Raw genomic sequence first — 22,512 nt, forward strand, 5'->3', positions numbered from 1 at the left:
CCTACCTGTGACCGCTGATGGTCGTCCAGGGCGAGGTGTCACCCGGTCGTGCGGCAAACCCCTGCTCCTGGTCGGCTACTTCGACTGCACCTGCTGGAACACCAAGAAACGCAGATGCCTCGCGACCGACCACGACATCGACGACGTCCGTCGCGAGCAACACGAGCAGGTACGCCAACTGACCCACGACAGCACGCTGCTGGCCGCAGCACATGTACTGGACTGCCGACTGCCCGGTGAGGACAGCGAGTGGCGCAAGATGGCCGACAAACCGCAGTAAGCACGCTCTTCCGTGTTCTGCAGCCCAGGTCCATCCGGACCCCGGCCCAAGCCCCCCGCGATGCGCACACAGACCAGCCCGCCACAATCCCCCCGCCATGCAGGCAGGCTGGCCTGGGTACAGACTTTTCCGCTGGGCTGGGGAGCTGTTGTGATCGAAATTGAAAAGCTGGCGAAGGTGTTCGGCAATCGAACCTTGTGGTCTGAAGTTGCCTTCACGGTAAAGCATGGCGAGATGATCGCCCTTATCGGTCCGAGCGGCTCAGGAAATCTACGCTCCTTAACTGTCTCGGCTTGCTTGAAAAGCCAAGTGCAGGGGTGATCCGCTATGATGGCGAGGATATAACCCGATTTGGTCAACGCGAGATCAGCCGGTTCCGTCGCGACACCCTCGGTTACCTCTTCCAGAACTATGCCCTGATCGAGAACGCCACCGTCGCTTCCAACCTCGAACTGGCCATCAAACCGCAACGGTCACTGCGAGACAAGTCGAATTCGGTTTTCCAAGAGGCCCTAGAGCGCGTCGGTCTGTCCGGGCGTGAAAAGGGGTAAATCCACCACTTGAGCGGCGGGGAACAACAACGTGTGGCCCTCGCCCGACTATTGGTCAAGCAACCAGCCCTCGTACTCGCGGACGAGCCGACCGGCGCCCTCGACCAAGCCAATGCCGCCATCGTCATCGACATTCTGCGCGAGATGAACGACGCGGGAGCCGCCGTGGTCATCGCCACTCACAACGACGACGTGCGCGACAGGTGCGACACCGCCTTCGCCGTGAAGAACTCCAAGCTGGTCAGCTGCCCATGAACGCTCCGAACCGAACCGAAGGCTGTCCCACGACTCCAGTTGCAGGAACTTGGGGAGGCCGCTGGCACTGATCGGGTGAGGGTGTCGGCGTCCGGAACTCACGAGGCTCCCGCGCCGTTGAAGGAGGTACTCGAATCCTCAACCCAGCGGTACGGGAGCCTCGTTGGTTCCCTAATACTCCAGCTCTAGATCGTGATCCTCATGTCTGGGCTTGTCGCTGATAGTGGATGGCCTGGGATCGAGCCTGGTGGAATCGAGCCGGTGGGCCGTGGCGTGGACGGGCCAGCCTTCTCGCCGGGCGGGGGCAGGGTCAGTCAGCGGTCGAGGTCGATCGTGAAGCGCCTCGTGCCCGGAGCGATCGTGTCGGCGTGGACCGAGCCACGAGCCCGGTCGAATTCCCCGGTGCCGCCGGTGATCCCGTTGTCGAACGAAGGGGGAGGGCCCGGGTTGAGAATGCCGAAGACCATCCCCTGCACGGAGAGCTGGCCGCCTGGGAGGTTGTAGGTCACGGCGCACTCCTCCGCTCCGTTGTTGTCGACCCGGGTGGTGGTGCAGATACCGCCGGTGTCGCCGACCTGGTTGCCGTGCTGGTCGAAGAGGATCGAGCGGAAGACGGTCCGATCGCCCTGGGCGGGGGCGCCGCCGGGGTTGACGGGGAAGCGCGTCTGCTGGGCGAGCCGGCCGATGAGTGTGATGACCCGGTCTCCGCCCTTGGTGTGGGCGGAATCGGTGTCCGTCGCGGCGGCCGCGACAGGGGCGCAGGCGAGAAGGGTAACCAGCGCAGTGGCCGAGCCGAGACAGGCTGCTCTGATGGGGCGCATCGTGTGACTCCTGAGGTTGATGCTCATGGGATGGTCAGGTGACGCATTCATAACCTCGGCTCTGCCGCCGCCGGGAACGTCCCGTCGCGACCCACCGGCAGATCCGACCAATCGGACCAACCCGGGACGAGAGACGACCCGACCGACCGGACGAGTCGCTCGGGCCCGGGCAACGGCCAAGGCAGGCAACGGCCAAGGCAAGTTCGGCGCCCGAAGGGACCTCGGCAGCGGCTGGAAGTCGATGGCCACCATCACCGCCACTGGTGACCTCAACGGTGACGGCCACGGCGACCTGATCGCCCGCGATTCCTCCGGCACCCTGTGGCTCTACCCCGGCACCGGCCACGGCACCTTCGGCACCCGTACGTCCCTGGGCGGCGGCTGGAAGTCCATGAACCGGAGCACGCCGGCGCGGGCCCGGCGCGGTCGGCAAGAGCCTGTTCAGTCTCGTCCGCGAGAGAGGGAACGCGATTGAGGGGGGCGGGGGGTCGGCTGTCGGAAGGCACTTTTCGCAGTTCTCGGGCGAAGGCGGTCGGGGTGTCGCGGCAATGCCCGCCCCGAGGTTCCGCCGGCCTTTCGGGCCGGTCAGGACTTGGTGCTCGGCCTCCTCCTGATGGGCAACCGGCTCGACTCGTTCGGCGGGCAGAAGTCGCGGGCTGGTGTCCGTCGTCGGTGTGCTCGTGGTGGTGCTTGGGCCTGTGCCGAGTCGGCGTCGCGTGGTGCTCATGGACGGGAGTCTGCCGTCAACCTGGCGCAAGCGACTCGCAAGAGAAAAACCCGCGTTGATCTTCGTGTGCAGGGGGCGCGCACGTGGAGGCGCGCACGCCTCCCAAGGCTCCCGGTCGGGGCGGCGACAAACGCCGTGCTCGTGGTGCCCCCGCCCGGCTGAAAGCCTGGCCTGCCCCGACTGCGACCCCCGCACAAGCGTCCCGCCGGTGACCCCTGCGAGCGCGCCCTGCCATCAGCTGCTCGCCGCAGTGGGCGACGCCGTCGGCACGAGGCGACCACCGAACAGCTGCCGGGTGCCATGCTGCACTACCGGGCCCTGTTCGACGAGCTGGATCATGCACGCCCGCCGACACGCACGCGACTGCGAACGGCTCGTCCAGCACTCCGAATCGCTGATCACCTGGGCCGCCATCACGCTCATGACCAGGGGAATCACCCGCCGAAGCTCTCGCAGGAGCGGACAGTCGGCATCCCGCGAAGCCGACCAGGACTGATCATTCTCAAGGTCAGGGCCATCACCTTGGCTTTGACGCGGCCCGAATCGTCGCCTGAGCCGGCCAGGCTGCTCGGCGCTGTGGGCGCTGTCGGCGATGCTCGATGCCTGCTCTGGGTGACTCAGCGAGCCGTTCGGCCGCAGAACTCTGCCTGGTCGCTGTCGGTAGGCTCCCGGCCGACGCCGTCTGATGGCGTGCTCGCCTCGACTGCGGATTCTGTTGTGCGCCGAGGTTGCCCTGACGGTGACTGTGCCGATGCCGACCGGGCTTGCCTGCGTGCAGGGGTGGGCTCCTCCTGGCGGGAGGAGCCCACTTCGGGGGATGTGTGAGGGGTTATTCCGTGCGCAGGCCTTCCGGGCGCATCATCCGCAGCAGCGGCGGCAGGCTGAGCAGCGTGACCACGCCGACCACGGCCGCGCCCACGCCGGTCATGGTCAGGACGCTCGCCCAGTCCATGGCCACCGGCGTACGGGTCATCTTCAGCAGCGCCGAGCCAAGGGTGATACCCACCGATGTGGCCAGTACGAGGCCGAGTCCGACCGGGAGGGCCGTCTGCCACAGTACCGACAGGGTCAGCGTGCGGCGCCGGGTGCCGAAGGCGACCAGCGCGGAGAGCAGCTTCCTGCGCTCGCGCAGCTGCTCCAGCTGGGACACCAGCAGACTCGCGCCGATCAGTGCCAGCACGAAGGCGGAGCCGACGAACAGGCCGGTGCGGATGGAGGTGTACTTGACGTCCTCCTGGGTCGCCGACCAACTGTAGGTTTGTGCCAGGGGGTCGATGCGGGCGACGACGTTGCGTACGTACTCCCGTGAGTCCGGCACCGACGGGTCCAGACGCAGGTAGACACCGTCCGAGAACACCGCGGGCGCGGCCTTTTGGGGCAGGGCGGCGGGAGTGACCAGCAGACTGGTGTAGTCCTGCAGTGAGTCCTTGCGCGCGTTCACCTCCCGAATGTTTGCCGGAACGGTCCAGGGCACCTCGAGGCGGCGTTCGGCGCCGTCGTATGACGGGTCGATGTAGAGCTGCCGACCGGGCTTCACCAGGGCGATTTCGGATGCGTTGCTGGGGTCCGAGTAACCGCTCCGCGTTCGCGTGATGAACACGTCACCGTCCTTGCAGGAGGGCAATGTGGCGAGTTCACGCAGGGCGGCGCAGTTACCCACGGTCAGGCCGTTGCTGTTCTCCGGGTTGCGACGTGCGTCCCCGTACTGGGAGCGGGCCAGGGCCACCGCGGCCCGGACCCCCTTGGTGCCGGTGAATTCGCGCTCGATGCCGGGCAGCGGCTTGGGGCCGCTGAAGTCGACCTGCATCTGGACCCGGCTGGGGTCCTTGCCGGTGCTCTTGGTGTACTGGCTCTGCGTTCCCGTGAAGAGCATCTGCAGCGCGATGGCCCCGGCCACCGCCACGGCGATGCCGTTGACCATGCGGGCGGCAGTGCCGCTACTCAACTGCAGTCGTCGCACGGCCAACTGCCAGGACAGCGGGCCCTTGCCGAGCCGGACGACGACCGCCTCCACGGCCCAGGGCAGCAGGGCGGTGATGCCGATCAGCAACATCAGGACGCCGCCGATGACGAGGTACTGGTTGAAGTTTCCGTTCTTGTGGCCTTGGCCGATCATCGGGTAGAGCATCGCGAGGCCGGCCAGAGTCGGCAGCAGCCGCCACCACAGCCGACGGCGGCTCTGCTTGGCAGCACGCACGACACCGAGGGGTTCGACGACCACGCCGCGCATCGCGAGCAACGTGACCAGCACCGCGGCGACCGGCACCGCCACCGCGACCAGCGCGGCAAGCGCGGGAGTGGGGTCGAGGTAGCTGGGCCAGACGCTCACGCCCAGCAACTCGCCGGTGCCCAGCTTCTGGCGGCCGAGCAAGAAGAAGCCGGTGCCCACGGCCAGACCGAGCAGAGCTCCTGCCAGCGCCTCGCCCGCCGCGATCCGCCGGGTCATCCCCCGGTCGGAGCCGACCAGGCGCAGCGCGGCGAGGCGGCGGTCGCGGCGTTCGCCGCCGAAGCGGACGGCGGCGGCGATGAACACGGCGACCGGCGTCAGCAGCACCACGAACACGACCAAGACCATGAGCAGCAGCACCGGGTCGCTCTTCTCGGGCGTCGCGTCCGGTTTGCCGAACTTGGCCAGCCGTGTCACCAGGGCGGAGTCCGTGAGCTTCAACCCCGAGGCGCCCGCGTAGTAAGCCAGTTCGTGCGAGCCGATCAGCCCGCTCTCGCCGATCGTGCCGGTGATCTTGTACGGCAGGCGCTCCCGCAGCAGTTTCGCGTCGTCCGAGTCCAGCAGGTCCTTGAGCGCGGGGGAGACCACCATCTCGCCCTTACCCGGGAAGCGGTCGACCCCGGGGGGCAGCGGCGCCCGCCTGCCCTCGGGTTCGACGAACCGGCCCCGGACGTCGTCGTCGTGCCAGGTGGTGTCGGCATCGGCGATCAGGAAAGTGTTGTCGGCCTTGGGCGGGACCGTCTGGGAGTACATGTTGGCGTAGCGGGCGTCCTGCACCTTGCCGCGGGAGGTGAACACGTTGGGCATCGCGGTGCACAACAGGAGCAGAGCCACGCCGAGGCCGACGCCGACCGCTGTCAGCGTCATTCGGACCCAGCCCTCGCGGCCGCCGGTGACGGCGAACCGGGCTCCCATGGCCAGGTCTCTGGACCACTGGCGCGGACTCATATGGCGCGCTCCATGTCCCGGGACTTGCCGTCGCGTACGACGATTTCGCGGTCGGAGTAGGCGGCCACCCGTGTCTCGTGGGTGACGAGGACGACGGCGGCGTTGGTGGAGCGGGCCGCACCGGTGAGCAGTTCCATCACGCGCTCACCGTTGTAGGAGTCGAGCGCGCCGGTCGGTTCGTCGGCGAACAGCACCCGGGGGCCGGTGACCAGCGCGCGGGCCACGGCGACGCGCTGGCCCTGGCCGCCGGAGACCTCGCCGGGCCGCTTGCCCTTCAGGTCGTCGACCTCCAGGTGTTCCATCCAGCCGAGCGCCGCCCGCTCGGCTTCCTTGCGGGAGGTGCCGTTCAGCCTGAGCGGCAGGGCGACGTTTTCCACGCAGGTCAGTTCCGGCACGAGCTGCCCGAACTGGAACACGAAGCCGAACTCGGAGCGGCGTAACGCGCTGCGCTGGGCGTCACTCATCGTCGTCACCTCGCGCCCGTTGTAGGTGATCGACCCGGAGTCGGGCGGCAGGATGGCCGCGAGGCAGTGCAGCAGCGTCGACTTGCCGGAGCCGGAGGGGCCCATGACGGCGACGACCTCGCCGGGGTGGATGGAGAACTCGGCGCCGTCGAGGGCATGGGTGTGCCCATAGGTCTTGCGCAGGTCCTGCGCGGTGAGCAGGGAACCAGGGGAAGAAGTCGTCATCGAGCTACAGCCTCACGGAGTTTGTCGAGTCGGGCGGCAGTCAGCTCCAGCCAGCGCAGGTCCGCTTCCAGGTGGAAGAGGGCGTGGTCGCAGATCAGCTGGTCCGCCAGATCGCCCTTGCGCTTGCGGTCGGTCAGGATGCGCATGCTGCGCAGGTGTTCGGAGCGTTGGGTGTCCAGGATGTCGGCGGCGTCCCGGTGGGTGAGCAGCGCGAGGACGACTTTGGTGTAGAGGGCCGACTGGAGGTATTCCTCCGGCTTCTGCGGGGTCGCGAGCCACCGCCCTACGTCGGTGATGCCGGCGTCGGTGATCGCGTAGCGCTTGCGCTCCGGGCCGCCGCCGGCCTCGATCCCGTCGACCTCGACGAGGCCGTTCTTCAGCAGCCGGGACATCGTCGAGTAGACCTGGCCGTAGTGCAGCGGTCGGTCGTGACCGAACGTCTCGTCGAAGGCCCGCTTCAGGTCGTAACCGTGTCGCGGGCCGGACTCCAGGAGCCCCAAAAGGGTGTGACCGATGGACATGACCCGCACTCTACACTCCATGTATACGCGGCGTGTATACGCAGAGTGTGTAGCTCATGGCGAGGGTGTACGACAGCGCAGGTGAGGGAGCCGGGAATTCGGATCGTCACGGTTCGGAAACGGGCAGTCAGAGGTCGTTTTCATCTGCTTTGGAAGTTTGGGGACTGATTCTCAGGGGGTGGAGTGGCGGTGCGGAAGAGGTAGCAGGTGTGGCTGGGGTTGGTGGGTCTGGAGGGGGGACGGGTGGGCGGGGTGCTGCTCGTTCCTGTCTCGTTCCAGGATGTCCGGCTTTCAGGGCTGCGTGCTTCCGTCGTCATCGCTGTGCGCCTGGGCGCACTCGGCCCGCGGCGATACATCACGGGCATGGCGAAGCGGCGTCCGTATCCGAGTGATCTGTCCGATGCCCGCTGGGAGTTGATCGAGCCCGTGCTCTCGGCCTGGCGCTTCGAGCGCCGCGGCAGGGCCCTGGACTTCGGCCGGCCGCCCGGGCACGACCTGCGCGACATCATGGACGCGATCTTGTACGTGGACCGGACCGGCGTTCAGTGGCGTTACCTACCGCACGATTTTCCACACTGGAACACGGTCTACGGCTACTTCGCCAAGTGGGTGGACGAGGGCGTGTTCGCGCAGCTGGGCGGCTTGCTCCGGCAGTTGCTGCGGGAGAAGGAGGGGCGGGATGCCGAGCCGTCGGCCTGTGTGATCGACGCCCAGAGCGTCAAGACCTCCACCAGTGTCCCCGCCGCCGGCCAGGGCATCGACGCCGGGAAGAAGATCGTGGGCAGGAAGCGGAACATCGTCACCGACACCATCGGGCTCCTGCTTGCCGTGCTGGTCACCGCGGCGAGTGTGCAGGACTCCGTCGCCGGCACCAGACTCCTGGACCAGGTCGCGGCCGAACACCCCGGCATCCGCAAGGTGTGGGTCGACGGCGGCTACCGTCAGCACCTCGTCGAGCACGCGGCCACCCTCGGCATTGACATGGAAATCACTCAACGCAAGCCCGGGACCAGGGGATTCACCCCGATCCCGAAACGCTGGGCAGTCGAGCGGACCTACGGCTGGCTCATGCTCCACCGCCGACTGGCCCGCGATTACGAGACCCTGTCCGTCCGCTCCGAAGCCATGATCCACATCGCCATGACCGACCTCATGGCCTGCCGCCTCACCAGCGAGAACGCCATCTCCTGGCGCGACCCGACACCGCAGACCAAACAGCAGATCGGGATGAAAACAGCGGGAGAAAACGACCTCTTAAGGCGGCGTGGTCGTCCTGCCACTGTCTGGTCAGTCGGGTCACCGTGGCTGGGGACAGGCCGGCCGCGGAGCCGAGGAACTGCTCCAGCGCGGGCACAAAGTCCCCGGAGGACAGTCCGTGCAGGTAGAACAGAGGCAGCACCTCGGAGACCTTCGGGGACTTGAGGCACCACGGTGGCAGGATCTTCGAGGAGAACCGCTTGCGCTCGCCGGTGGCCTCGTCGACACGGCGGTCGTTCACGCGCGGGGCCCGGACCTCGACCGGCCCGGCCGCGGTGACCACGGTCCGGGGCAGGTGGTGGCCGTTGCGGACCACCAGCCGCCGCCCGTGATCGTCGGTCTCAGCCGCCAACTCGGCTATGTACTGGTTGACTTCCGCTTCCAAAGCGGCGGCCAGCATGCGGCGGGCGCCCTCGCGGACGATCTCGTCGATCAAGGAGCCGGACTGGGTGGAACCGTCGTCGGTGACTACGCTGAGCACGGGGCGTGCCTTCCCGACCCGCGCTGCGAACGCGGGCCTACTCGGTGACCATCACAGGATCATTCGGGAAGGTGCGCCTTCCGCGTGCCCTCCAGCGTGTCAGTTAGCCGCTGTGAGCCTGCTCGTACTTGAACTCTTTCTCTCCTCCCCCGCATGCGGAGTTGAACGGGTCATCCACGCTGCCGAATATGACCCACCCGTCATCGGAGCTGTGTTGCACGCCTACCTGGGCCTCGCTCTGATCACCCGGCGCGCGATCCTTGAACGGGATCGCAACCACGGGGTCACCGTCCTTGTTCGTGCCCTTGACATACGCGGCGGAGAAGTCGAGAACGTTGTCAAGTACGCCGCCACATGCCTTTTCCCGTGCCTGTACTGCTGCCACTGCTGCATCGCCATCGCTGCCGCTGGTGACCAGGGTCACGACCATGACCAGCGCAGCGATGGTCCGTATACGGATCACGTCGTAGGCGCGGACGACGGCCGTGCGGATGGAGCCGATGATCGCCTACGTCACCACGGGAGGACGACTGCCCGCTCCCGCAGCAACTGCTCTTCGCGCGGGTTCAGTTCGGCGTAGAGAACAATTTCTTCGACACTGGAAAAGAGCCCACCGACTCGCGCACGCGCCCCGACGATCCGAGAGGCTGCGTCCGCCGAAAGGCGGAACGCCCGGCTCAAGGTCTCCGCCTCCACGCCGTTGATGTCGATCAGTCCACCATCGTCGAAGCCGGCGTGCCGATTAGGATCTCCGATACCGAGTTCGAGTGCGAGACGGGGATTCTCCGATGCAATGCGCTTCCCCTCATCCCGCTTACGCATCTCCGCCTCGACCGCAGCAACCGTTGCGGCAGACACGCTCACCGACTGGGATGCCGTCGCACCAGCCGCGGTAACCGGAGCGGCGTCCGAGTGGACAGTGCTGGACAGACGGCCTACCCATACGCTGGACAGCGTGGTGAGATCAGGCTCGAGGTAGATTTTCGAGTCGAGCTCGACGTGGTCTCCCCACTTCTTCTTCGAAGCGAAGACGAAGTATCCCGCCAGACGCCGTCCCGGGTGGAGCACCACATCGAACAAGGCACCATCAAGAAGCTCCAGTGCCGTCGCCTGACGGGCCGGATCGCCGACGCGTGCGTAGTGGTACTGGTAGTGCAGGTCGAACTTCAACTTCTTTGAGCCGATGTTCTCCACAACGGCATCAATTTGGAAGAAATTGAGCGAATCCATCGATCCGTTCATTCCTTCATCCTTGGCTGTCCTCTTGAGGGTTTTTTCAGGAAGGTCGGGCGCCTGGATGTTCGTAAAGCTCAGCTGCAGCCCACAGTCAAAAGTATGTGTGTCGCCTACCTTCAGCAGGTCCGGCGCCGTCTCGTCACGCTTTCCCACGCACTATCCTCCTCCAGTATCGGGGCAGGGGCACTCGCCCTCTGATTGTTTGATCCCGAATGTGTACATGATCATGGGTGACGCCATGAACGGCCGGGGGATGATCGTGTCACCTTCCGTCATGTTCCGGCCCCGGGGTGGGCGACACAGGGATGTGTGCTGTGCCCAGTGCATGTAGGTCGACGGTGAGATCAGGCCGACGCCCCAGCGATCGGTGCAAGGCGCCCCTATCCGAGGGTTCCGCCGAACTCGCCATTCTCGGCTTCCTTCGAGGTGAGCTGTAGCGTGCCGCGGTGCGAGACTTCCACTTTGTAGAACTTCTCACCCCTAGGGACATCGGGGACGGCCACGTCGAAGGAGCAGTTGTAGGAGTCCTCGTCGTAGTGGGGAGTGCTCAGGGCTCCAGTGGCGACGACGCTCCCGGCGGCGTTATAGACGGTGACGGACGTGCCCTCGCGGATGTCGTCGTAGCCGCGGGTGCCGGCGCAGCCTCCGTCGCCGTCGGGCACCACGCTGTCGGTGAGTTCGAAGTTCCCCTTCAGCGTGAAGGTCTCAGGAGCGTCGGGCCCGCTGATCGCGGTGATGACCCACGCTGCACCGACGAGGCCCGCGCCCACAAGGAGTCCCAGCAGGGCGGCGGTGAGCGGCCTGAGGCGCTTCCATGCCGGCTCGGGTATGGGCCCGGTTGGGGCACCGCCGGAGGACGGCGGGGTGATGGACGGCGGGGTCGTCGGCTGCGGCCGAAGCTGGTCGGTCATGGTCTCCCCAGAAAATGATCGGAACGCGAAGGAGGCCCCGTCGGCCCGGGCAGGCGTGGGCGGGGTGTGTGGGACGCCTAGTCCCAGCTATCGAGCAGGCCCGAACTCAGCTGCGCGTCGCTGATGTTAGGCGGCGTGCCCCAGCCCTGCTGCGGGCCGCCCCATGGTCGAGGCTGCCCGGGCTGTTGCGGGCTGTTCCACCGGGCTGCAGGGGCTGCCGCGGGTAGTGGTTGCTCATGGTTTCCCCTGGGACGCGCTTGTGTCTTGCGGGTGTGTGACTTGCAAAGATGATGTGTGGTTGCCCTGGGCGAGTGACATACACTCAATCGTGATCAAAGTTGCCTTCAAGGCAAACTCGAGCAGCCGGCTGCCGCAGGCTGACACTCGATCGCTCCCGCTCAACCACTCCTGTCTGGCTCGGTAGACGACGTAGGCATCCGGGCCGGCCTTGCATGCCACCCAGGCGCATCTGAGCCGCAACGCTCTCGCTTCCTTCGGCGACAACTGATCTGGTCTTCGCGTCCGCGTTGGTGGGCGCCCGGTCAGCGCGGGCTGTTGATCGGGGTTGGTGGGATTGGTCGGTGGGGGTGGGGGATTGGCCTGTGTCGTTGTCGCGGTGGGCGCTGGCCAGGGGAGGGACGAGAGTGCGGGTTGAGATGTGGGTTGAGCCGGTTGCGGGGGAACTGCGTTCGTTGACGAGCTGCGCCAGCTGCTCCTGCGACAGCCGGGATGTGTCAGTGCGTCGGCTTACGCTCGATCGCATGACCGACGCCCCCCACAGACCGTTCAACGCGCTCGACTTCCCCGCCGACCTGCGGGCCGCCCAGCGCGTGGCCGCCGAGCTGTACGCCGCGCTCCACGCCTACCAGGCCGCGCTCCCGTGGTTCCGTGAGCCGCACCCCGGCTGGCCCGACGGCGTGTCCGTCGGCGTCGGATCGGCCGCCGGGTTCGTGGTCGCGGTGGCCGCCGGGTCCTGCCCGGGCGTGCCGCCGTCGGCCGCGTACGCCAGCGCCGGCGCGGCGAGGAGCGCGGCGCCCAGTGCGGCGGACACGGCCGCCGACACCAAAGAGCGTGATCTCACTGCTGGATTCCCCCCACGGGAATGGCGTGGCCTCGCTGCCCTGGATATCCGGAGACCGGCCGCGCTCTTTGTACGGTTGCTGTGAACATAACGCAACGCATCGGACTCTAGCGGCCGCCCCCGACACGGGAGCAAGGGGGTTTACGCAACCGGCCGATGACCTCAACTGCCCCTACCTGCACGGCTGTTAAGAATCCTGCCCGGAGCGGACCGCCGGTGTCAGGGCGCCCCGATGACGACCGCTCATGCTCAGTCGGGTGGTGCGTCCGGTACGTAGTCGGGATTTCCGCCATGGACGGCACGACGCCGCAGGGGGATGCGAACGGCGCTGCGCGGACCGGTCATCCAGGTGTATCCGGTGGCATGCTCGGGGCGAAACCGCTCTCGTCGAGGCTTCGGCTTGGGCGGCGGTTGTGACAGGTGTGGCTGCACCCATGGACGGCCACCACCCGCCCAGGTCTGCTCGGCCTGCCGTTCACGCGCTGGTCGGTGCGGAAACTCGCCGCCGGCCACGCGGGCCCAGCTGGAGGCTTTACGGCTTTACGGCTGGACGCGCACCGGGGCGTGAGGGACCTGCATGAAGGCGCCGTGTGCGCAACAGCCGCAGCGGTACCTGCGCCCAGTGCCACCCGCAATACGCCAGCGATGGTGACGCCAGCAAGCCCGGCTCCCCGAGCTGCTGTTGCGGCTGCTGCTCGCACCGACGCCGTGCTCCTCGCCACCATCGACTTCGCGGTGCACCGGCTGCTCGACGTCGTCACCCTGCCGCTCGCGGCGTCCGCGCTCATGCTGCTCGGAGGGGTGCCCGGAGCCGGCGGCAGCTGGAGGATCGCGCCGCTCGGCTTCCTCACGCTCGGCGCCGGCTATTTCGTGCCGTTCCTGATCAACCCCAGGGGCTTCGGCTTCGGCGATGTGAAACTCGCCCCTGCGCTCGGCGCAGTCCTGGGCTGGTACGGCTGGGGAATCCTGCTGATCGGCACCTTCGCCGGGTACTTCTTCGGTGCGCTGTACGGCGGCGGCCTCATCCTCGCGCGCCGCGCCGGACGCAAGTCCGCGATCCCGTTCGGCCCGTTCCTCATCGCCGGAGCGTTTGCCGGGTGCCCCTAGGCTCCTGCGCCCATTGAGTCCGGGCTCGCGAACCGAGGGGACGTTGGGTCGGGGTGCTCGGTGGCGTCAGGACCTGGCCGGGCTGCCGGCCGCGCGCGGTGCGGCGGACGGGTCCGCAGGGGTGGTGGCGCAGACGCTGCCGCGCGAAGTGCGGGCGCACGCCTTCGCGTCGTCGGGGTTGAGGGCCTCGACCATCGTGGTGTGGGCGTCGCGGCCCCATTGCTGGGTGTAGTGGCGGGTGCGCCCGGCATTGTTGGTGACGCGGACGACGTCGCCCTGCGATGTGCCGCTGATTTTCGCCCAGGCAGCCTGGCAACTGGGGCTGAAGCGAAGCTCGACGAGGACGCCGGGCCCTTGGCCCGTGTAGTACGTGTCCGCATCGTCCCGGCATGTGGAGTGCTCGGGGTCGATCCCGTAGCAGGACTCGCTCCTGCACTTGATCGGGGACATCGAGGGCGACGAGGCCGCGGAACTCGATGGGGAAGGGGTCGCTGAGGATCGTCCCGTCGCAGCCGCGTCATCGTTTTTGAATGCCGCGGGGACGATGAACCACAGGGCGCCCGCGACGACGAGTGCTGCGACAGCGAGCCAAGGCCACTTCCGGCGTGCGCCGGCGGTGACGGGAGCTGACGTCGTCTTGTCGGCGGGTTGAGCCCCGGTCGTCGAAGGCCGGCTGGCCTTGGCGTGCAGGTTCAGGGCCGCAGTGAGCTCTTCCGGTTTGCGGGCGAGGACCTCGTGCATCGCCCTGATCACGTCGACTCGGGCGAGGATCGGATCGGTCGGGGTCAGATAGCGGGACAGCATCGCCTGGCTGATCTTCACACCGCGCAGAGTGAGCTGACGAGCCAGCGCCTTCTGCGTGATCTTGTCTTGGTCCTCTTTCCACCAGGCTCTCAGTAGCTGGGCAAGTTCGTGTCGCGGAGTCGACTCCTGCCCGTCCTGCTGAGCTTCCATCTGATCAATTCCCTTTCATGACCCATGCATTAATGCAGGTCAGAAGCGTGCATGAGGGTTCACCGATGCATGAATGAGGTGACTCGCCGGAAGTGTAGGTGCCGGCAGAAATGTCGGGGCAGGGTTGAGCCATCCCCCCACTCGGTCGATCGACCTCCTCTTCCCATGTCTTCCACACCCATGTTCGAAGGAGACCCGACTATGCCTGCGCACTCGTCACGTGCTCGGCGCTTCACCGCCGTTGCCCTTGCGGCTGCGGCCCTGGCGGGCGGCGCTGTGGTCACGTCAGCGAACGAGAGTTCCGCCGCGTTACCGGCCACGTACGCCGTGAAAGGCGTCGACACCAGCCACCACAATCACGACGCGACCGGCCAGGACATTGACTGGAACCGTGTCGCCCAGAGGAACTCCTTCGCCTTCCTCAAGGCGACGCAAGGCGACCACTACCAGGACCCGTGGTTTGCGCGTGACTTCAAGGCGGTCTCCCGCACAAGCCTGCTGCGCGCGCCCTACCACTTCTTCGATCCGGGGAGCACCAAGGACGGTGCCGCCCAGGCCGACCACTTCATCCGGACCGCGCGGTCGGCTGGCTACACGGGACACGCCGCGGGCGAACTGCCGCCGGTCCTGGACGTGGAGAGCGTGCGGCGGAATGGAAAGGAGGTGTGCCCCACGCCGCTGCGTGCCGACCAGCTCGATGCCTTCCTCAGACGGGTGAAGGCGGCATTCCAGGTGACGCCGCTCGTTTATACGCGGGCCTCCTTCGTGCGTAACTGCATGGGCGGCATGCGGCAGGTCTTCAAGGACTATCCCCTGTGGCTGGCCAGGTACGGCAGCGGCGCCAGAGAGCCGCAGCCTGTGCCAGGGGCCGGCGCCTGGACGTTCTGGCAGTACACGGAGACCGAACCGGTCCCCGGCATCCCGGGTAAGGACGGCACGGTTGGCACCGCCGACCGCAACGTCTACCGCGGATCCCTCGCCCAGCAGCGGGCTCTGGCCAACGCGGGCGGCGCCCGGCTGCCGCAGCCCGGAACGTCCTGGCCGACGGTCAAGGCCGGCCGGCGTGGCCTTGACGCCGCGACGGTTCAGTGGCTGCTGACCGCCCACGGCTACACAACCATCCCTGATGGCGTGTTCGGTCCGCGCACCGTCGCGAAGGTGAAGGCTTTCCAGAAGGCCAACGGCCTGACCCCCGACGGCATCGTCGGCCCCCGCACGTGGGCCCAGCTCATCCTCACCGTCAAGTCCGGCTCGAGGGGAGCCGCGGTCAAGGCCGTGCAGCAGCAGCTCTCCGCCCACGGCTACCCCCTCACCGCCGACGGCCTCTTCGGCCGACGCACGACGGCGCAGGTCACCGCATTCCAGAAAGCCAACCGCTTGCGCGCTGACGGCATCGTCGGCCCCCACACCTGGGCCGCACTGATCCGCCACTGAGCCCCCTGTCCAACCCACTCTCACGGAAGCGATTCCGTTCACGAAAGGAAGCAAGCCCATGCGTACCTCCACGCAGAACCGACGCGTCGTCTCCACGGCCGTCTGGTCCGCCCTCCTTGCGGCCGGCGTCACAGCGACCGAGGCACCCGCCGCCCTGGCTCATCCCGTCACGACGACTGCGGCCGTATCGCAGGCCTCCTGGCCCACCGTCGAGGCTGGTCGGCGTGGCGTCGATGTGACAACGGTCCAACTGCTGCTGACCGCGCGCGGTTACGCGACGAATGCCGACGGCGTCTTCGGCTCGCGAACGACAGCGAAGGTCAGGGCCTTCCAGAAGGCCAAGGGCCTCACCCCCGACGGCATCGTCGGCGCCCGCACCTGGGCCCGGCTCATCCTGACCGTCAGGTCCGGCTCGAAGGGGGCCGCTGTCAAGGCCGTGCAGCGGCAGCTCACCGCCAACGGCTACGCGACGAACGCGGACGGCGTCGTCGGTCCGCGCACCGTGGTGAAGGTCAAGGCCTTCCAGAAGGCGAGGCGCCTCACCCCCGACGGCGTCGTCGGCGCCGGCACCTGGGCCGCGCTGGTCAGGGGCGGCAACGGCGGCAGCACCCCAGGAGGAGGCGGGGCCGTCTCCCTGAAGTTCGACAAGAATCCGAACGACGTGACCTCGGCCAGGCTCTATGTCATGCGAGGCAACCGGGTGGTCGCCAGCTACCGCGCCGGATCGGGCGTCAACAAGAAGGTGTGTACGACAGGACAGGGCTGGCTGCCCAACGCGACCTACACCCTCGGCCTGCACTCCCAGACCTACAACGGCCGGCTCATCAAGGGCTACGCGATCCGACTGGCCGACAAGCGCTGCAATAACAACGGCACCACCGGTCGTAAGCGGACAGAGCTGTTCATCCACAGCGAGATGACCAGGACCGGAGGCCAGGGCAGCGGTGAGCATCAGAAGTGGACCGAACGCAACCCGAACGACTTCTACTCCAACGGCTGCATCAAGCTGCGCCCGAACGACATCAAGAGCATGTTCCGTCTGCTCGACCAGATCGGATGGCCGAAGTCGCTGAAGGTCGTCAGCTAGACCCCACCGCGGTCGTGCTGACCAGGCCCGCGCGCCGGAAGCGGCGGTAGCCGCCGCCACGGCGTGCCAGGCCCGGAAGGCTCCGCAAACAGAAGGGGCCTCGTACCCGCGGATACGTCCGGGGGTACGGGGCCTGTCCGTGGCTGTGGGCCTATTCCGGCGTCCGGGCAGCATCGAGAAGCTTGTGGTCGCACGCCTTCATCCGGTCTTCGAAGACGGCATGGAGGGGACTGGCCGCAGGGGTTGATGAGGATTCCTGAATTGGCTCTGACCGCGTTTTCGTGAACAGGCGCGCTGGCAAGCCGGTGCTGTCCCTCACCTGTCAGTAGGCTCACGACGTGACGGATCACGGCATTGAGTTCCCGGTCTTCCGGCTTCGTGTTGTGCCAGCGGTTCTCGCCCTCGCGAGTCCCTCGTGGCAGCGCGATGTCCGGCTGCGGCCGGAGGAGTTCGGGGACCTGGACTACGTGGTCACCGTTCTGTTCGACGACTTCTGCAACGCAGACGATCCCGCGCCGTGGCTGGGCAAGAGCCCGCGGACCGAGGAGGAAGTCGCGCTCATCAAAAAGCTGGGCGAGGTCTACTAGGGCCTGTTCCGGGTTCGGATCATTGGTTTTGGGATTGAGCCGAAGCACGATGGTTGTCACCAAGGCAGGCTTGTTGTCATCAAGATCGACAGCGCAGTGTTGGGAGATCCGGAGCCGATGGCCTGGTCAGCTGCCTCCCGGCGTGCCGCGGTCTGCGTCGCGGGAAGATGAACCATGAAGTTCCTGAAGCGGCACAACCGCCGAGCCCAGCACAATGACTACGTTCCGGTTGACGATGATGATGAGGACGACGACGAATTCGCCCGCGGCGGCTACGTGATCAGCATCGAGCCGCAGGCGCCGACGATGACGCTCGTGGAGCCAATTCGAACCATGCGCTCGGAGGAATTCCCGGTCTCTGTACCTGCACAAGAGCTGAAGCCAGGCGTGAACTACCTACTTGGCGGACCCGGGGAGCCGACATGCGAGGTGGTTCAGGTCGCGGCAGGCGAACCGTTGCCGGGCAGGAGTCGGCGCATTCGGCGAGGCAGGTTTAGGACCGTCGCTTCTGCTCATCCGGCGGGCACGTTGGTCACACCGGTCACCGCTGAACGCATCGAGGACTGGTCGCAGTGGATTCAGGCGGGTCGGTGACAGCCACCCTACTGGCCGCGCTCTCGGTGACAGGTAGCGTGCCGATTCGATGACGACTGCGATGCTTCACCCACACGAAACAGCAGTTCAGCGAAGATATTGGTGACAACTGTCGTACGTCGGCACAGGGATTCGCCGGTGGCGGGCGGCTGGGCCTGGTAGTTGTCGAGGGTGGCGCGTGGTGATCTCTCGGATGTCGAGTGGGAGTTGGTCGAGCCGTTCTTGCCGTTGGGCGAGCGCGGCCCGGTCCCTGACCTGCGGCGGGCATCCAGCAGCTGCGGCCCCTCCTGGCACTCGAGCCCGCACGGCCCGTCGATGCCGCAGACCGGCTGCGGATCGTGGACGGCACGCTGGTCCCGGTCCGCGACCGCAAGGTCGGCGCCTCGAGCCGCAACTACCGGTTCTCCGCGAACGTGCAGGTCATCATCGACGCCGACACCCGCCTGGTCGTAGCCACCGCCCGCCCGGCCCCGGGCGACAGGGCCGACGCCCATGTATGGCGCGACTCCGGCCTGCCGCAGCAGTGCCAGGGCGTCACCGTGCTCGGCGACGGCGCCTACATCAACACCGGCCTGGTCGTCCCGCACCGCAAGCGACCCGGCCGGGCCCTCCTGGCCGGCGAGGAAGCCGACAACGCGGAGCATCGCCGGGTCCGTGCGCGGGTCGAGCATGCGATCGGCCGGCTGAAGAACTACAAGATCCTCCGCGATTGCCGACAGCACGGCGACGGCCTCCACCACGTAGTCCAAGCTCTCGCCCCCATGCACAACCTCGCCCTGGCCACGTGATCAGAACAGCCATGATCGCCCTCTGGCCTGCAAAAACACGGCCTTCTGCAACACCCTTTAGGGTGCGTTTCATAAGCGGCCGTCCGCTGATGTCCGCAGCATGATCGGCCAGTACAGTCACCCTCATGGCAACACCGGTACTGCGGGCGATTGAGTGGGACGGGACGTCATGGGACGACCCGTCTGACGAACAGCTGCACGATCTGCTGGCCGACCTGAGCCTGACCTGGCGATTTGTAGTTGTCCAGCGGCTCGACCTCGAACCTGTCGGCCAGCACTACATGCAGGTCTATCTCAACGACGACCTCAGCTACCGGGTTGAATACCGCGAGGGTGGCCCAGACAGGCACTTCCACGCCCGGGTGCCGCGCGAGCACGAGGTGTTCGCCGTGGAACCTGTAGCCGAAGTGCTTCAGGACTGGGCTCGGGGGCGGCCGGGCTGGCGTAAAGCTCTTCCCTGGGCTCCGTGGCCACCGATGGAACCAGCGCGATGAACCTCGTGCGGCGCGATGCGCGCCGCTCGGCCCTCACAGCCACTCGTTGATCGCCGCGATGACCACGGTGACTTCGTAGCGGACGGCGAGTTTGTCGTATCGAGTCGCGACGGCCCGGTGCCTCTTGAGGCGGTTGATTCCGCATTCGACAGCGTGGCGTTCGCGTTAGTCGGCCTTGTCGAACTTCGGTGGCCTGCCGCCGCGCATGCCACGCTTCTTTCGGTTGCGGATCTGGTCGGTCTTCTCCGGGATGGTGCAGCGGATGCCGCGGCTGCGCAGGTAGGCGCGGTTCGCGCGAGAGCCGCACGCCCTATCCGCGCGGACCTTGCGGGGCTTGGTGCGCGGGCGTCCCGGACCGATGCGCGGGACACTGACGCGGTCGAGCACATTCTGGAACTGCGGGCTGTCATGGCGGTGGCCGGCGGTGATGACCAGCGACAGCGGCTTCTGCCCCTGCTCGACCGCGAGGTGGAGCTTGGTCGTCAGTCCGCCCCGGGAGCGTCCGAGTCCGTGGTCGGCCGGTTCGGTGTCGACGCCGCCGGGCGGTTCTCGTTGGAGAGCCCCTTTTTTCGGGCGCCGGCGGCATGCTGGTGTGCGCGGGCGATGGTGGAGTCGACGCTGACGTCCCAGGTGATCAGCCCGTCGGCGTCGGCCCGGGTCTGGACCTGCTTGAGGATTCGCTTCCAGGTCCCATCGCGCTGCCAACGCCAGAACAACCCATAGACGGTTTCCCACTCGCCGTACCTGATCGGCACGTCCCGCCACGGCGCACCCGTCCGTGTCCGCCACCGAATGCCGTCTATCAGTTGCCGCTTGGACCAGACCGGAGGCCGTCCCGGCTTCTTCCCCACCGGTAACAACGGCTTTAGCCTGGCCCACTGTGCGCTCGTCAGATCCCCACGTCCCACGCGGTGATCATTACAGAGCTTGATCGACTTCTAAAACGCACCCTAGATGCTCCAGCATGGAGCAACGTGATCGCAGTCGCGGGCAGGTCGGCTCAGATGATGGTAACCAATGACCTCCAAGCTGCGGCTCTCCCGCATGGACAACTCAACCTTCCTCACCATCAGAGGCCCACTGAAGGGACATCGACGGCTGAATGAGGATGCGAGTGCGGAGGAGTTCGAACGAGGCCCGGCCATCCATGGCTCGCTTGAGGGTTTTCACCCGGTTCACGTGACCTTCGACAACGCCGGAACTACACGGGAGGGTGAGGCCGGCGGTGACGGCGTCGAGGTCCTGGCGGAGGGAGCCGGCGAAGTCCCGCATCGGCTTCGGGGCGCCCCGCTCGGCTTGGCGGATTCACTCCAGAAGAAGGTGTCCGCGCCGGTGAAGGACGAGATCGGCGAACGTGCGGGGGAGGTCGCAGGCCCAGGTGATGTCCGGTCAGGCGAGCGGGACTTCCAGCAGCTGCTTGTCCTGGCTTTCGGTGAGGGTGTCACTGGGTCGCATGATCCATGAGGTGATCTTGCGCGGGCTGGGGATGTCGGCCCGGCCCTGTGCGGCGGTGCCCGCCCGCAGTGCTCGCGCAACGGCAGCAGATCGGCGAGTTGATGGGAAAGCTCCGCGACCTCGACCAGATGGTTCCCGGGGAGTTGGTTCAGGCTATGGCCTCCGAGAACATCACACTCAAGCGCCGCGTCCAGCAGCTCACCCGGGAACACCGCACCTTGCAAGAACGCCTTGAAGGCGCCAGATCGAACCTGTGCCTCGCCGACTGGCGCATCGCTGACCTCGAAGCTCGGGTCCTCGAACTCCAGCAGACTTCCTGAAGGCTACCGCGGCAGCAACATCCTGACCCCGTGGACACCACAACTTGCAGCCGCCGGCGTCGGCGGCTGACCACCGGCCAAGGCACGTGAAGCGCCCGTCGCGTGGAGACACGCACGGCGGGCGGGTCGGGGAAACGGACTGGTCGCAAGGCCAGTACCGCGCCCCGGCCCGACCCAACCAGCGGCAGACGGGCGGTGTCACGTCCGGCGACGTGCGGCGGGGTTCTCACCCTCGTAGCCCTGATCACCTCGGCTCTGACGACTCCGCTGCTGCGCGCCATCGGCTTCGCCCCCGCCGGTGGCCGCTCCGCGCCGCCGAGCACCGCCCGGCAGCACGACGCTCACCTGCCCGCGCCGGCGCCCGAACCGCCGGGCGCAGTGTCGACGCCGTCAGGCATGCCCGAGGCGCCGCAAGACGGTGGTCACGAGGCCGGCGATCACCGGGCCGACGGATGCTGAGGGTCCGCTGGGGACGGACGCTCCAGCACCCCGGCCGCGCGGTGCCGACCGGGGTCCTGCCCACCAGCGGAGACGAAGCGGAAGAACTCCAGCGTCCACGCGCGCTGCTCCTCGGTGTCCGGCACTCTCGTCCCCCTGGCCCGTTCCATGGCCGCCCAGGCGGCCTCCGGCGCGAGGTCCAGGAGGATCATCAGGGAGACCGCGATCAGGGAGGACCGTCCGATGGCGCAGCGGCAGTGCGCCACGACATGGGCGCCGGCCCGCAGCTTTGCGGCGAGCTCCCGCAGCGCCGGCAGCACGACGGGGATCGACGGGACCGTGAAGTCGGGGACGGGCAGGGCGACGAACCGCAGCCCGGCGGCCTCGGCGAGGCGGGGCTCGTCGGTGAGCCCGAGTTCGGCGCGCTCGGCGTCGGGGAGGGCGCAGACGAGGGTGTCGGCGCCGGAGCCGCGCAGGGCCGCCATGTCGGCGGCCAGGAGCCCGTGACCGCGGGGCCGGACCATGGTGCTCAGGCGCCCCGGTCCCCGCGGACCGGCGACAGTGAACAGGACGGGGGCGGACGGCTCGGTCATCGGGCGGACGAGCCCGGCGGGAGCCAGCGGTAGCAGTCGCCGCACTCGTCGGCGAGCCAGCCGTTGAGGCTGCTCAGGCCCCGCTCGTTGATCTGCCCGTCGTGGATGCCGTAGGCCCGTTCCGGCTGGACGGCGCGGACGAAGTCGATGGCCTCGTCCGTCTTCATCCACGACCCCTGCAGGGGGACCAGCAGGGTCTCCACCGGTCGGTCGGGACCGTACAGGGAGTCCCCGGGGTGGTAGACGCGGTCCTCGACGAGGTATCCGAGGTTGGCGCAGTCCGGGAGGTCGCCGTAGATGCGCGCGTGCCGCCCGCCTTGGGCGGTCACCCGGAAGCTTGCCGCGGTGAACTCCTCGCCGGGGACGACGCCGGTGAAGTCCAGGCCCGGGATCCGCGCCGACTTGGGGGCGTAGACGGGCACGCCCAGCCCCTTCAGCCGCAACAGGTCGACGTGATCGTCGTGCTCATGGGTCACCAGGACCGCGTCCGCGCCGGCGAGTGCCTCGGGCTCGCTCCAGACGCCGGGATCGATGACCAGCGTGCCACCGCCGTCGTGCTCCAACCGGACACAGGAATGGGTGTACTTGATAATCCGCACCCGCGTGAGCATAGTCCGGAGGCTCTGCGAATTCGTTCGGCGAATGGCCGGAAAAGGTCGGCCGGGCGCATCCTGGG

23 protein-coding genes and 6 pseudogenes are annotated in these 22,512 nt (G+C 67.4%); 16 read left to right on the forward strand and 13 right to left on the reverse strand.

The features are described 5' to 3' along the window. Positions 1 to 7 precede the first annotated feature (7 nt). The 4 genes and pseudogenes from ACIQTP_RS26465 to ACIQTP_RS26480 all read left to right on the forward strand — a co-directional run bounded on the left by ACIQTP_RS26465 (position 8) and on the right by ACIQTP_RS26480 (position 1,086). Positions 8 to 280 carry a hypothetical protein gene (locus ACIQTP_RS26465; protein WP_403403899.1) on the forward strand — a complete coding sequence of 91 codons (273 nt, stop codon included), beginning with the start codon at positions 8 to 10 and terminating at the stop codon, positions 278 to 280. A gap of 60 nt (positions 281 to 340) precedes the next feature. After that, positions 341 to 601 carry a hypothetical protein gene (locus tag ACIQTP_RS26470; RefSeq protein ID WP_403403902.1) on the forward strand — a complete coding sequence of 87 codons (261 nt, stop codon included), beginning with the start codon at positions 341 to 343 and terminating at the stop codon, positions 599 to 601. Then, positions 598 to 864 (forward strand): annotated as a pseudogene (locus tag ACIQTP_RS26475) (ATP-binding cassette domain-containing protein); the annotation flags it as partial. The gene ACIQTP_RS26470 and the pseudogene ACIQTP_RS26475, both read left to right, overlap by 4 nt. After that, positions 865 to 1,086, forward strand: coding sequence for a hypothetical protein (locus tag ACIQTP_RS26480; RefSeq protein WP_403404159.1), 222 nt, complete (start codon positions 865 to 867; stop codon positions 1,084 to 1,086). It begins immediately after the preceding pseudogene. A 314-nt stretch (positions 1,087 to 1,400) separates the two neighbouring features. Here ACIQTP_RS26480 and ACIQTP_RS26485 read toward each other — a convergent pair whose 3' ends face one another. Beyond that, positions 1,401 to 1,907, reverse strand: a complete 507-nt coding sequence (locus tag ACIQTP_RS26485; protein ID WP_403403905.1) for a hypothetical protein — start codon at positions 1,905 to 1,907, stop codon at positions 1,401 to 1,403. Positions 1,908 to 2,148: 241 nt separating this feature from the next. Between ACIQTP_RS26485 and ACIQTP_RS26490 the strand changes: the two genes are divergently transcribed. Together ACIQTP_RS26490 and ACIQTP_RS26495 are read left to right on the forward strand one after the other, a co-directional pair. Beyond that, positions 2,149 to 2,382 (forward strand): FG-GAP repeat domain-containing protein, encoded by a 234-nt coding sequence (locus ACIQTP_RS26490; protein ID WP_403403907.1) that lies wholly within the window; start codon positions 2,149 to 2,151, stop codon positions 2,380 to 2,382. A 574-nt stretch (positions 2,383 to 2,956) separates the two neighbouring features. Continuing rightward, positions 2,957 to 3,076: pseudogene (locus tag ACIQTP_RS26495) on the forward strand (IS5/IS1182 family transposase); the annotation flags it as partial. A gap of 387 nt (positions 3,077 to 3,463) precedes the next feature. Here the strand turns inward: ACIQTP_RS26495 and ACIQTP_RS26500 are convergent. From ACIQTP_RS26500 to ACIQTP_RS26510, 3 genes are read right to left on the reverse strand one after another with little or no spacing between them, the layout of a single operon-like run. After that, positions 3,464 to 5,809, reverse strand: coding sequence for an ABC transporter permease (locus ACIQTP_RS26500; RefSeq protein WP_403403910.1), 2,346 nt, complete (start codon positions 5,807 to 5,809; stop codon positions 3,464 to 3,466). Further along, the gene (locus ACIQTP_RS26505) at positions 5,806 to 6,498 is read right to left on the reverse strand and encodes an ABC transporter ATP-binding protein (protein ID WP_403403913.1); all 693 of its coding nucleotides are present in this window, start codon (positions 6,496 to 6,498) and stop codon (positions 5,806 to 5,808) included. Before ACIQTP_RS26505 ends, ACIQTP_RS26500 begins: the two co-directional genes overlap by 4 nt. Further along, positions 6,495 to 7,019 (reverse strand): PadR family transcriptional regulator, encoded by a 525-nt coding sequence (locus ACIQTP_RS26510; protein ID WP_403403916.1) that lies wholly within the window; start codon positions 7,017 to 7,019, stop codon positions 6,495 to 6,497. Before ACIQTP_RS26510 ends, ACIQTP_RS26505 begins: the two co-directional genes overlap by 4 nt. 363 nt (positions 7,020 to 7,382) lie before the next feature. On the opposite strand from ACIQTP_RS26510, the pseudogene ACIQTP_RS26515 reads away from it, so the two are divergent. Continuing rightward, positions 7,383 to 8,213 (forward strand): annotated as a pseudogene (locus tag ACIQTP_RS26515) (IS5 family transposase); the annotation flags it as partial. 46 nt (positions 8,214 to 8,259) lie between these two features. Here ACIQTP_RS26515 and ACIQTP_RS26520 read toward each other — a convergent pair. The 4 genes and pseudogenes from ACIQTP_RS26520 to ACIQTP_RS26535 all read right to left on the reverse strand — a co-directional run. After that, positions 8,260 to 8,757, reverse strand: a pseudogene (locus ACIQTP_RS26520) (transposase); the annotation flags it as partial. Between the two features lie 103 nt (positions 8,758 to 8,860). Continuing rightward, positions 8,861 to 9,181, reverse strand: a complete 321-nt coding sequence (locus tag ACIQTP_RS26525) for a hypothetical protein (RefSeq protein WP_403403919.1) — start codon at positions 9,179 to 9,181, stop codon at positions 8,861 to 8,863. 89 nt (positions 9,182 to 9,270) lie between these two features. After that, positions 9,271 to 10,146, reverse strand: a complete 876-nt coding sequence (locus tag ACIQTP_RS26530) for a hypothetical protein (protein ID WP_403403922.1) — start codon at positions 10,144 to 10,146, stop codon at positions 9,271 to 9,273. 227 nt (positions 10,147 to 10,373) lie between these two features. Continuing rightward, positions 10,374 to 10,904: a hypothetical protein gene (locus ACIQTP_RS26535; protein ID WP_403403925.1), complete on the reverse strand. Its 531-nt coding sequence runs from the start codon at positions 10,902 to 10,904 to the stop codon at positions 10,374 to 10,376. Between the two features lie 761 nt (positions 10,905 to 11,665). Between ACIQTP_RS26535 and ACIQTP_RS26540 the strand changes: the two genes are divergently transcribed. Beyond that, a complete protein-coding gene (locus tag ACIQTP_RS26540; RefSeq protein WP_403403928.1) occupies positions 11,666 to 12,070 on the forward strand; it encodes a hypothetical protein in 405 nt (134 codons plus the stop codon). A gap of 623 nt (positions 12,071 to 12,693) precedes the next feature. Further along, entirely contained in the window at positions 12,694 to 13,092 is a 399-nt protein-coding gene (locus tag ACIQTP_RS26545; protein ID WP_403403931.1) for a prepilin peptidase, read from the forward strand. Between the two features lie 66 nt (positions 13,093 to 13,158). On the opposite strand, the gene ACIQTP_RS26550 is transcribed toward ACIQTP_RS26545, so the two are convergent. Further along, the gene (locus tag ACIQTP_RS26550) at positions 13,159 to 14,046 is read right to left on the reverse strand and encodes a DUF2690 domain-containing protein (protein WP_403403934.1); all 888 of its coding nucleotides are present in this window, start codon (positions 14,044 to 14,046) and stop codon (positions 13,159 to 13,161) included. 201 nt (positions 14,047 to 14,247) lie between these two features. On the opposite strand from ACIQTP_RS26550, the gene ACIQTP_RS26555 reads away from it, so the two are divergent. From ACIQTP_RS26555 to ACIQTP_RS26580, 6 genes and pseudogenes are all read left to right on the forward strand, one after another. Continuing rightward, positions 14,248 to 15,480, forward strand: coding sequence for a GH25 family lysozyme (locus tag ACIQTP_RS26555; RefSeq protein WP_403403937.1), 1,233 nt, complete (start codon positions 14,248 to 14,250; stop codon positions 15,478 to 15,480). 58 nt (positions 15,481 to 15,538) lie between these two features. After that, a complete protein-coding gene (locus ACIQTP_RS26560) occupies positions 15,539 to 16,567 on the forward strand; it encodes a peptidoglycan-binding protein (protein ID WP_403403939.1) in 1,029 nt (342 codons plus the stop codon). 338 nt (positions 16,568 to 16,905) lie between these two features. Then, the gene (locus ACIQTP_RS26565; RefSeq protein WP_403403942.1) at positions 16,906 to 17,154 is read left to right on the forward strand and encodes a hypothetical protein; all 249 of its coding nucleotides are present in this window, start codon (positions 16,906 to 16,908) and stop codon (positions 17,152 to 17,154) included. 174 nt (positions 17,155 to 17,328) lie between these two features. Further along, positions 17,329 to 17,748 carry a hypothetical protein gene (locus ACIQTP_RS26570; protein WP_075033256.1) on the forward strand — a complete coding sequence of 140 codons (420 nt, stop codon included), beginning with the start codon at positions 17,329 to 17,331 and terminating at the stop codon, positions 17,746 to 17,748. 266 nt (positions 17,749 to 18,014) lie between these two features. Then, a pseudogene (locus tag ACIQTP_RS26575) lies at positions 18,015 to 18,536 on the forward strand (transposase family protein); the annotation flags it as partial. A 125-nt stretch (positions 18,537 to 18,661) separates the two neighbouring features. Further along, positions 18,662 to 19,030 (forward strand): hypothetical protein, encoded by a 369-nt coding sequence (locus ACIQTP_RS26580; RefSeq protein WP_403403945.1) that lies wholly within the window; start codon positions 18,662 to 18,664, stop codon positions 19,028 to 19,030. 33 nt (positions 19,031 to 19,063) lie between these two features. Here ACIQTP_RS26580 and ACIQTP_RS26585 read toward each other — a convergent pair. Both ACIQTP_RS26585 and ACIQTP_RS26590 read right to left on the reverse strand, forming a co-directional pair. Next, positions 19,064 to 19,938, reverse strand: a pseudogene (locus ACIQTP_RS26585) (IS5 family transposase). 145 nt (positions 19,939 to 20,083) lie between these two features. Continuing rightward, on the reverse strand, positions 20,084 to 20,302 hold the full coding sequence (locus ACIQTP_RS26590; RefSeq protein WP_403403948.1) for a hypothetical protein: 219 nt from the start codon (positions 20,300 to 20,302) through the stop codon (positions 20,084 to 20,086). Positions 20,303 to 20,553: 251 nt separating this feature from the next. Between ACIQTP_RS26590 and ACIQTP_RS26595 the strand changes: the two genes are divergently transcribed. Continuing rightward, positions 20,554 to 20,805, forward strand: coding sequence for a hypothetical protein (locus ACIQTP_RS26595; protein WP_403403951.1), 252 nt, complete (start codon positions 20,554 to 20,556; stop codon positions 20,803 to 20,805). 437 nt (positions 20,806 to 21,242) lie between these two features. On the opposite strand, the gene ACIQTP_RS26600 is transcribed toward ACIQTP_RS26595, so the two are convergent. Both ACIQTP_RS26600 and ACIQTP_RS26605 read right to left on the reverse strand, forming a co-directional pair. Beyond that, positions 21,243 to 21,836: a tyrosine protein phosphatase gene (locus tag ACIQTP_RS26600; protein WP_403403953.1), complete on the reverse strand. Its 594-nt coding sequence runs from the start codon at positions 21,834 to 21,836 to the stop codon at positions 21,243 to 21,245. Next, entirely contained in the window at positions 21,833 to 22,447 is a 615-nt protein-coding gene (locus ACIQTP_RS26605) for an MBL fold metallo-hydrolase (RefSeq protein ID WP_403403956.1), read from the reverse strand. Before ACIQTP_RS26605 ends, ACIQTP_RS26600 begins: the two co-directional genes overlap by 4 nt. Between the last annotated feature and the right edge of the window lie 65 nt (positions 22,448 to 22,512).

Origin of the sequence: Streptomyces sp. NPDC090798, from assembly GCF_044768965.1 — a bacterium.
GTDB lineage: Bacteria > Actinomycetota > Actinomycetes > Streptomycetales > Streptomycetaceae > Streptomyces.

Excerpts from the sequence above, each read along its gene's own strand:
- ACIQTP_RS26470 (WP_403403902.1), top strand. The coding sequence starts at position 341 with ATGCGCACACAGACCAGCCCGCCACAATCCCCCCGCCATGCAGGCAGG.
- ACIQTP_RS26485 (WP_403403905.1), bottom strand. The coding sequence starts at position 1,907 with ATGCGCCCCATCAGAGCAGCCTGTCTCGGCTCGGCCACTGCGCTGGTT.
- ACIQTP_RS26490 (WP_403403907.1), top strand. The coding sequence starts at position 2,149 with ATGGCCACCATCACCGCCACTGGTGACCTCAACGGTGACGGCCACGGC.
- ACIQTP_RS26500 (WP_403403910.1), bottom strand. The coding sequence starts at position 5,809 with ATGAGTCCGCGCCAGTGGTCCAGAGACCTGGCCATGGGAGCCCGGTTC.
- ACIQTP_RS26505 (WP_403403913.1), bottom strand. The coding sequence starts at position 6,498 with ATGACGACTTCTTCCCCTGGTTCCCTGCTCACCGCGCAGGACCTGCGC.
- ACIQTP_RS26510 (WP_403403916.1), bottom strand. The coding sequence starts at position 7,019 with ATGTCCATCGGTCACACCCTTTTGGGGCTCCTGGAGTCCGGCCCGCGA.
- ACIQTP_RS26535 (WP_403403925.1), bottom strand. The coding sequence starts at position 10,904 with ATGACCGACCAGCTTCGGCCGCAGCCGACGACCCCGCCGTCCATCACC.
- ACIQTP_RS26540 (WP_403403928.1), top strand. The coding sequence starts at position 11,666 with ATGACCGACGCCCCCCACAGACCGTTCAACGCGCTCGACTTCCCCGCC.
- ACIQTP_RS26550 (WP_403403934.1), bottom strand. The coding sequence starts at position 14,046 with ATGGAAGCTCAGCAGGACGGGCAGGAGTCGACTCCGCGACACGAACTT.
- ACIQTP_RS26555 (WP_403403937.1), top strand. The coding sequence starts at position 14,248 with ATGCCTGCGCACTCGTCACGTGCTCGGCGCTTCACCGCCGTTGCCCTT.
- ACIQTP_RS26560 (WP_403403939.1), top strand. The coding sequence starts at position 15,539 with ATGCGTACCTCCACGCAGAACCGACGCGTCGTCTCCACGGCCGTCTGG.
- ACIQTP_RS26570 (WP_075033256.1), top strand. The coding sequence starts at position 17,329 with ATGAAGTTCCTGAAGCGGCACAACCGCCGAGCCCAGCACAATGACTAC.
- ACIQTP_RS26580 (WP_403403945.1), top strand. The coding sequence starts at position 18,662 with ATGGCAACACCGGTACTGCGGGCGATTGAGTGGGACGGGACGTCATGG.
- ACIQTP_RS26590 (WP_403403948.1), bottom strand. The coding sequence starts at position 20,302 with ATGCGGGACTTCGCCGGCTCCCTCCGCCAGGACCTCGACGCCGTCACC.
- ACIQTP_RS26600 (WP_403403953.1), bottom strand. The coding sequence starts at position 21,836 with ATGACCGAGCCGTCCGCCCCCGTCCTGTTCACTGTCGCCGGTCCGCGG.
- ACIQTP_RS26605 (WP_403403956.1), bottom strand. The coding sequence starts at position 22,447 with ATGCTCACGCGGGTGCGGATTATCAAGTACACCCATTCCTGTGTCCGG.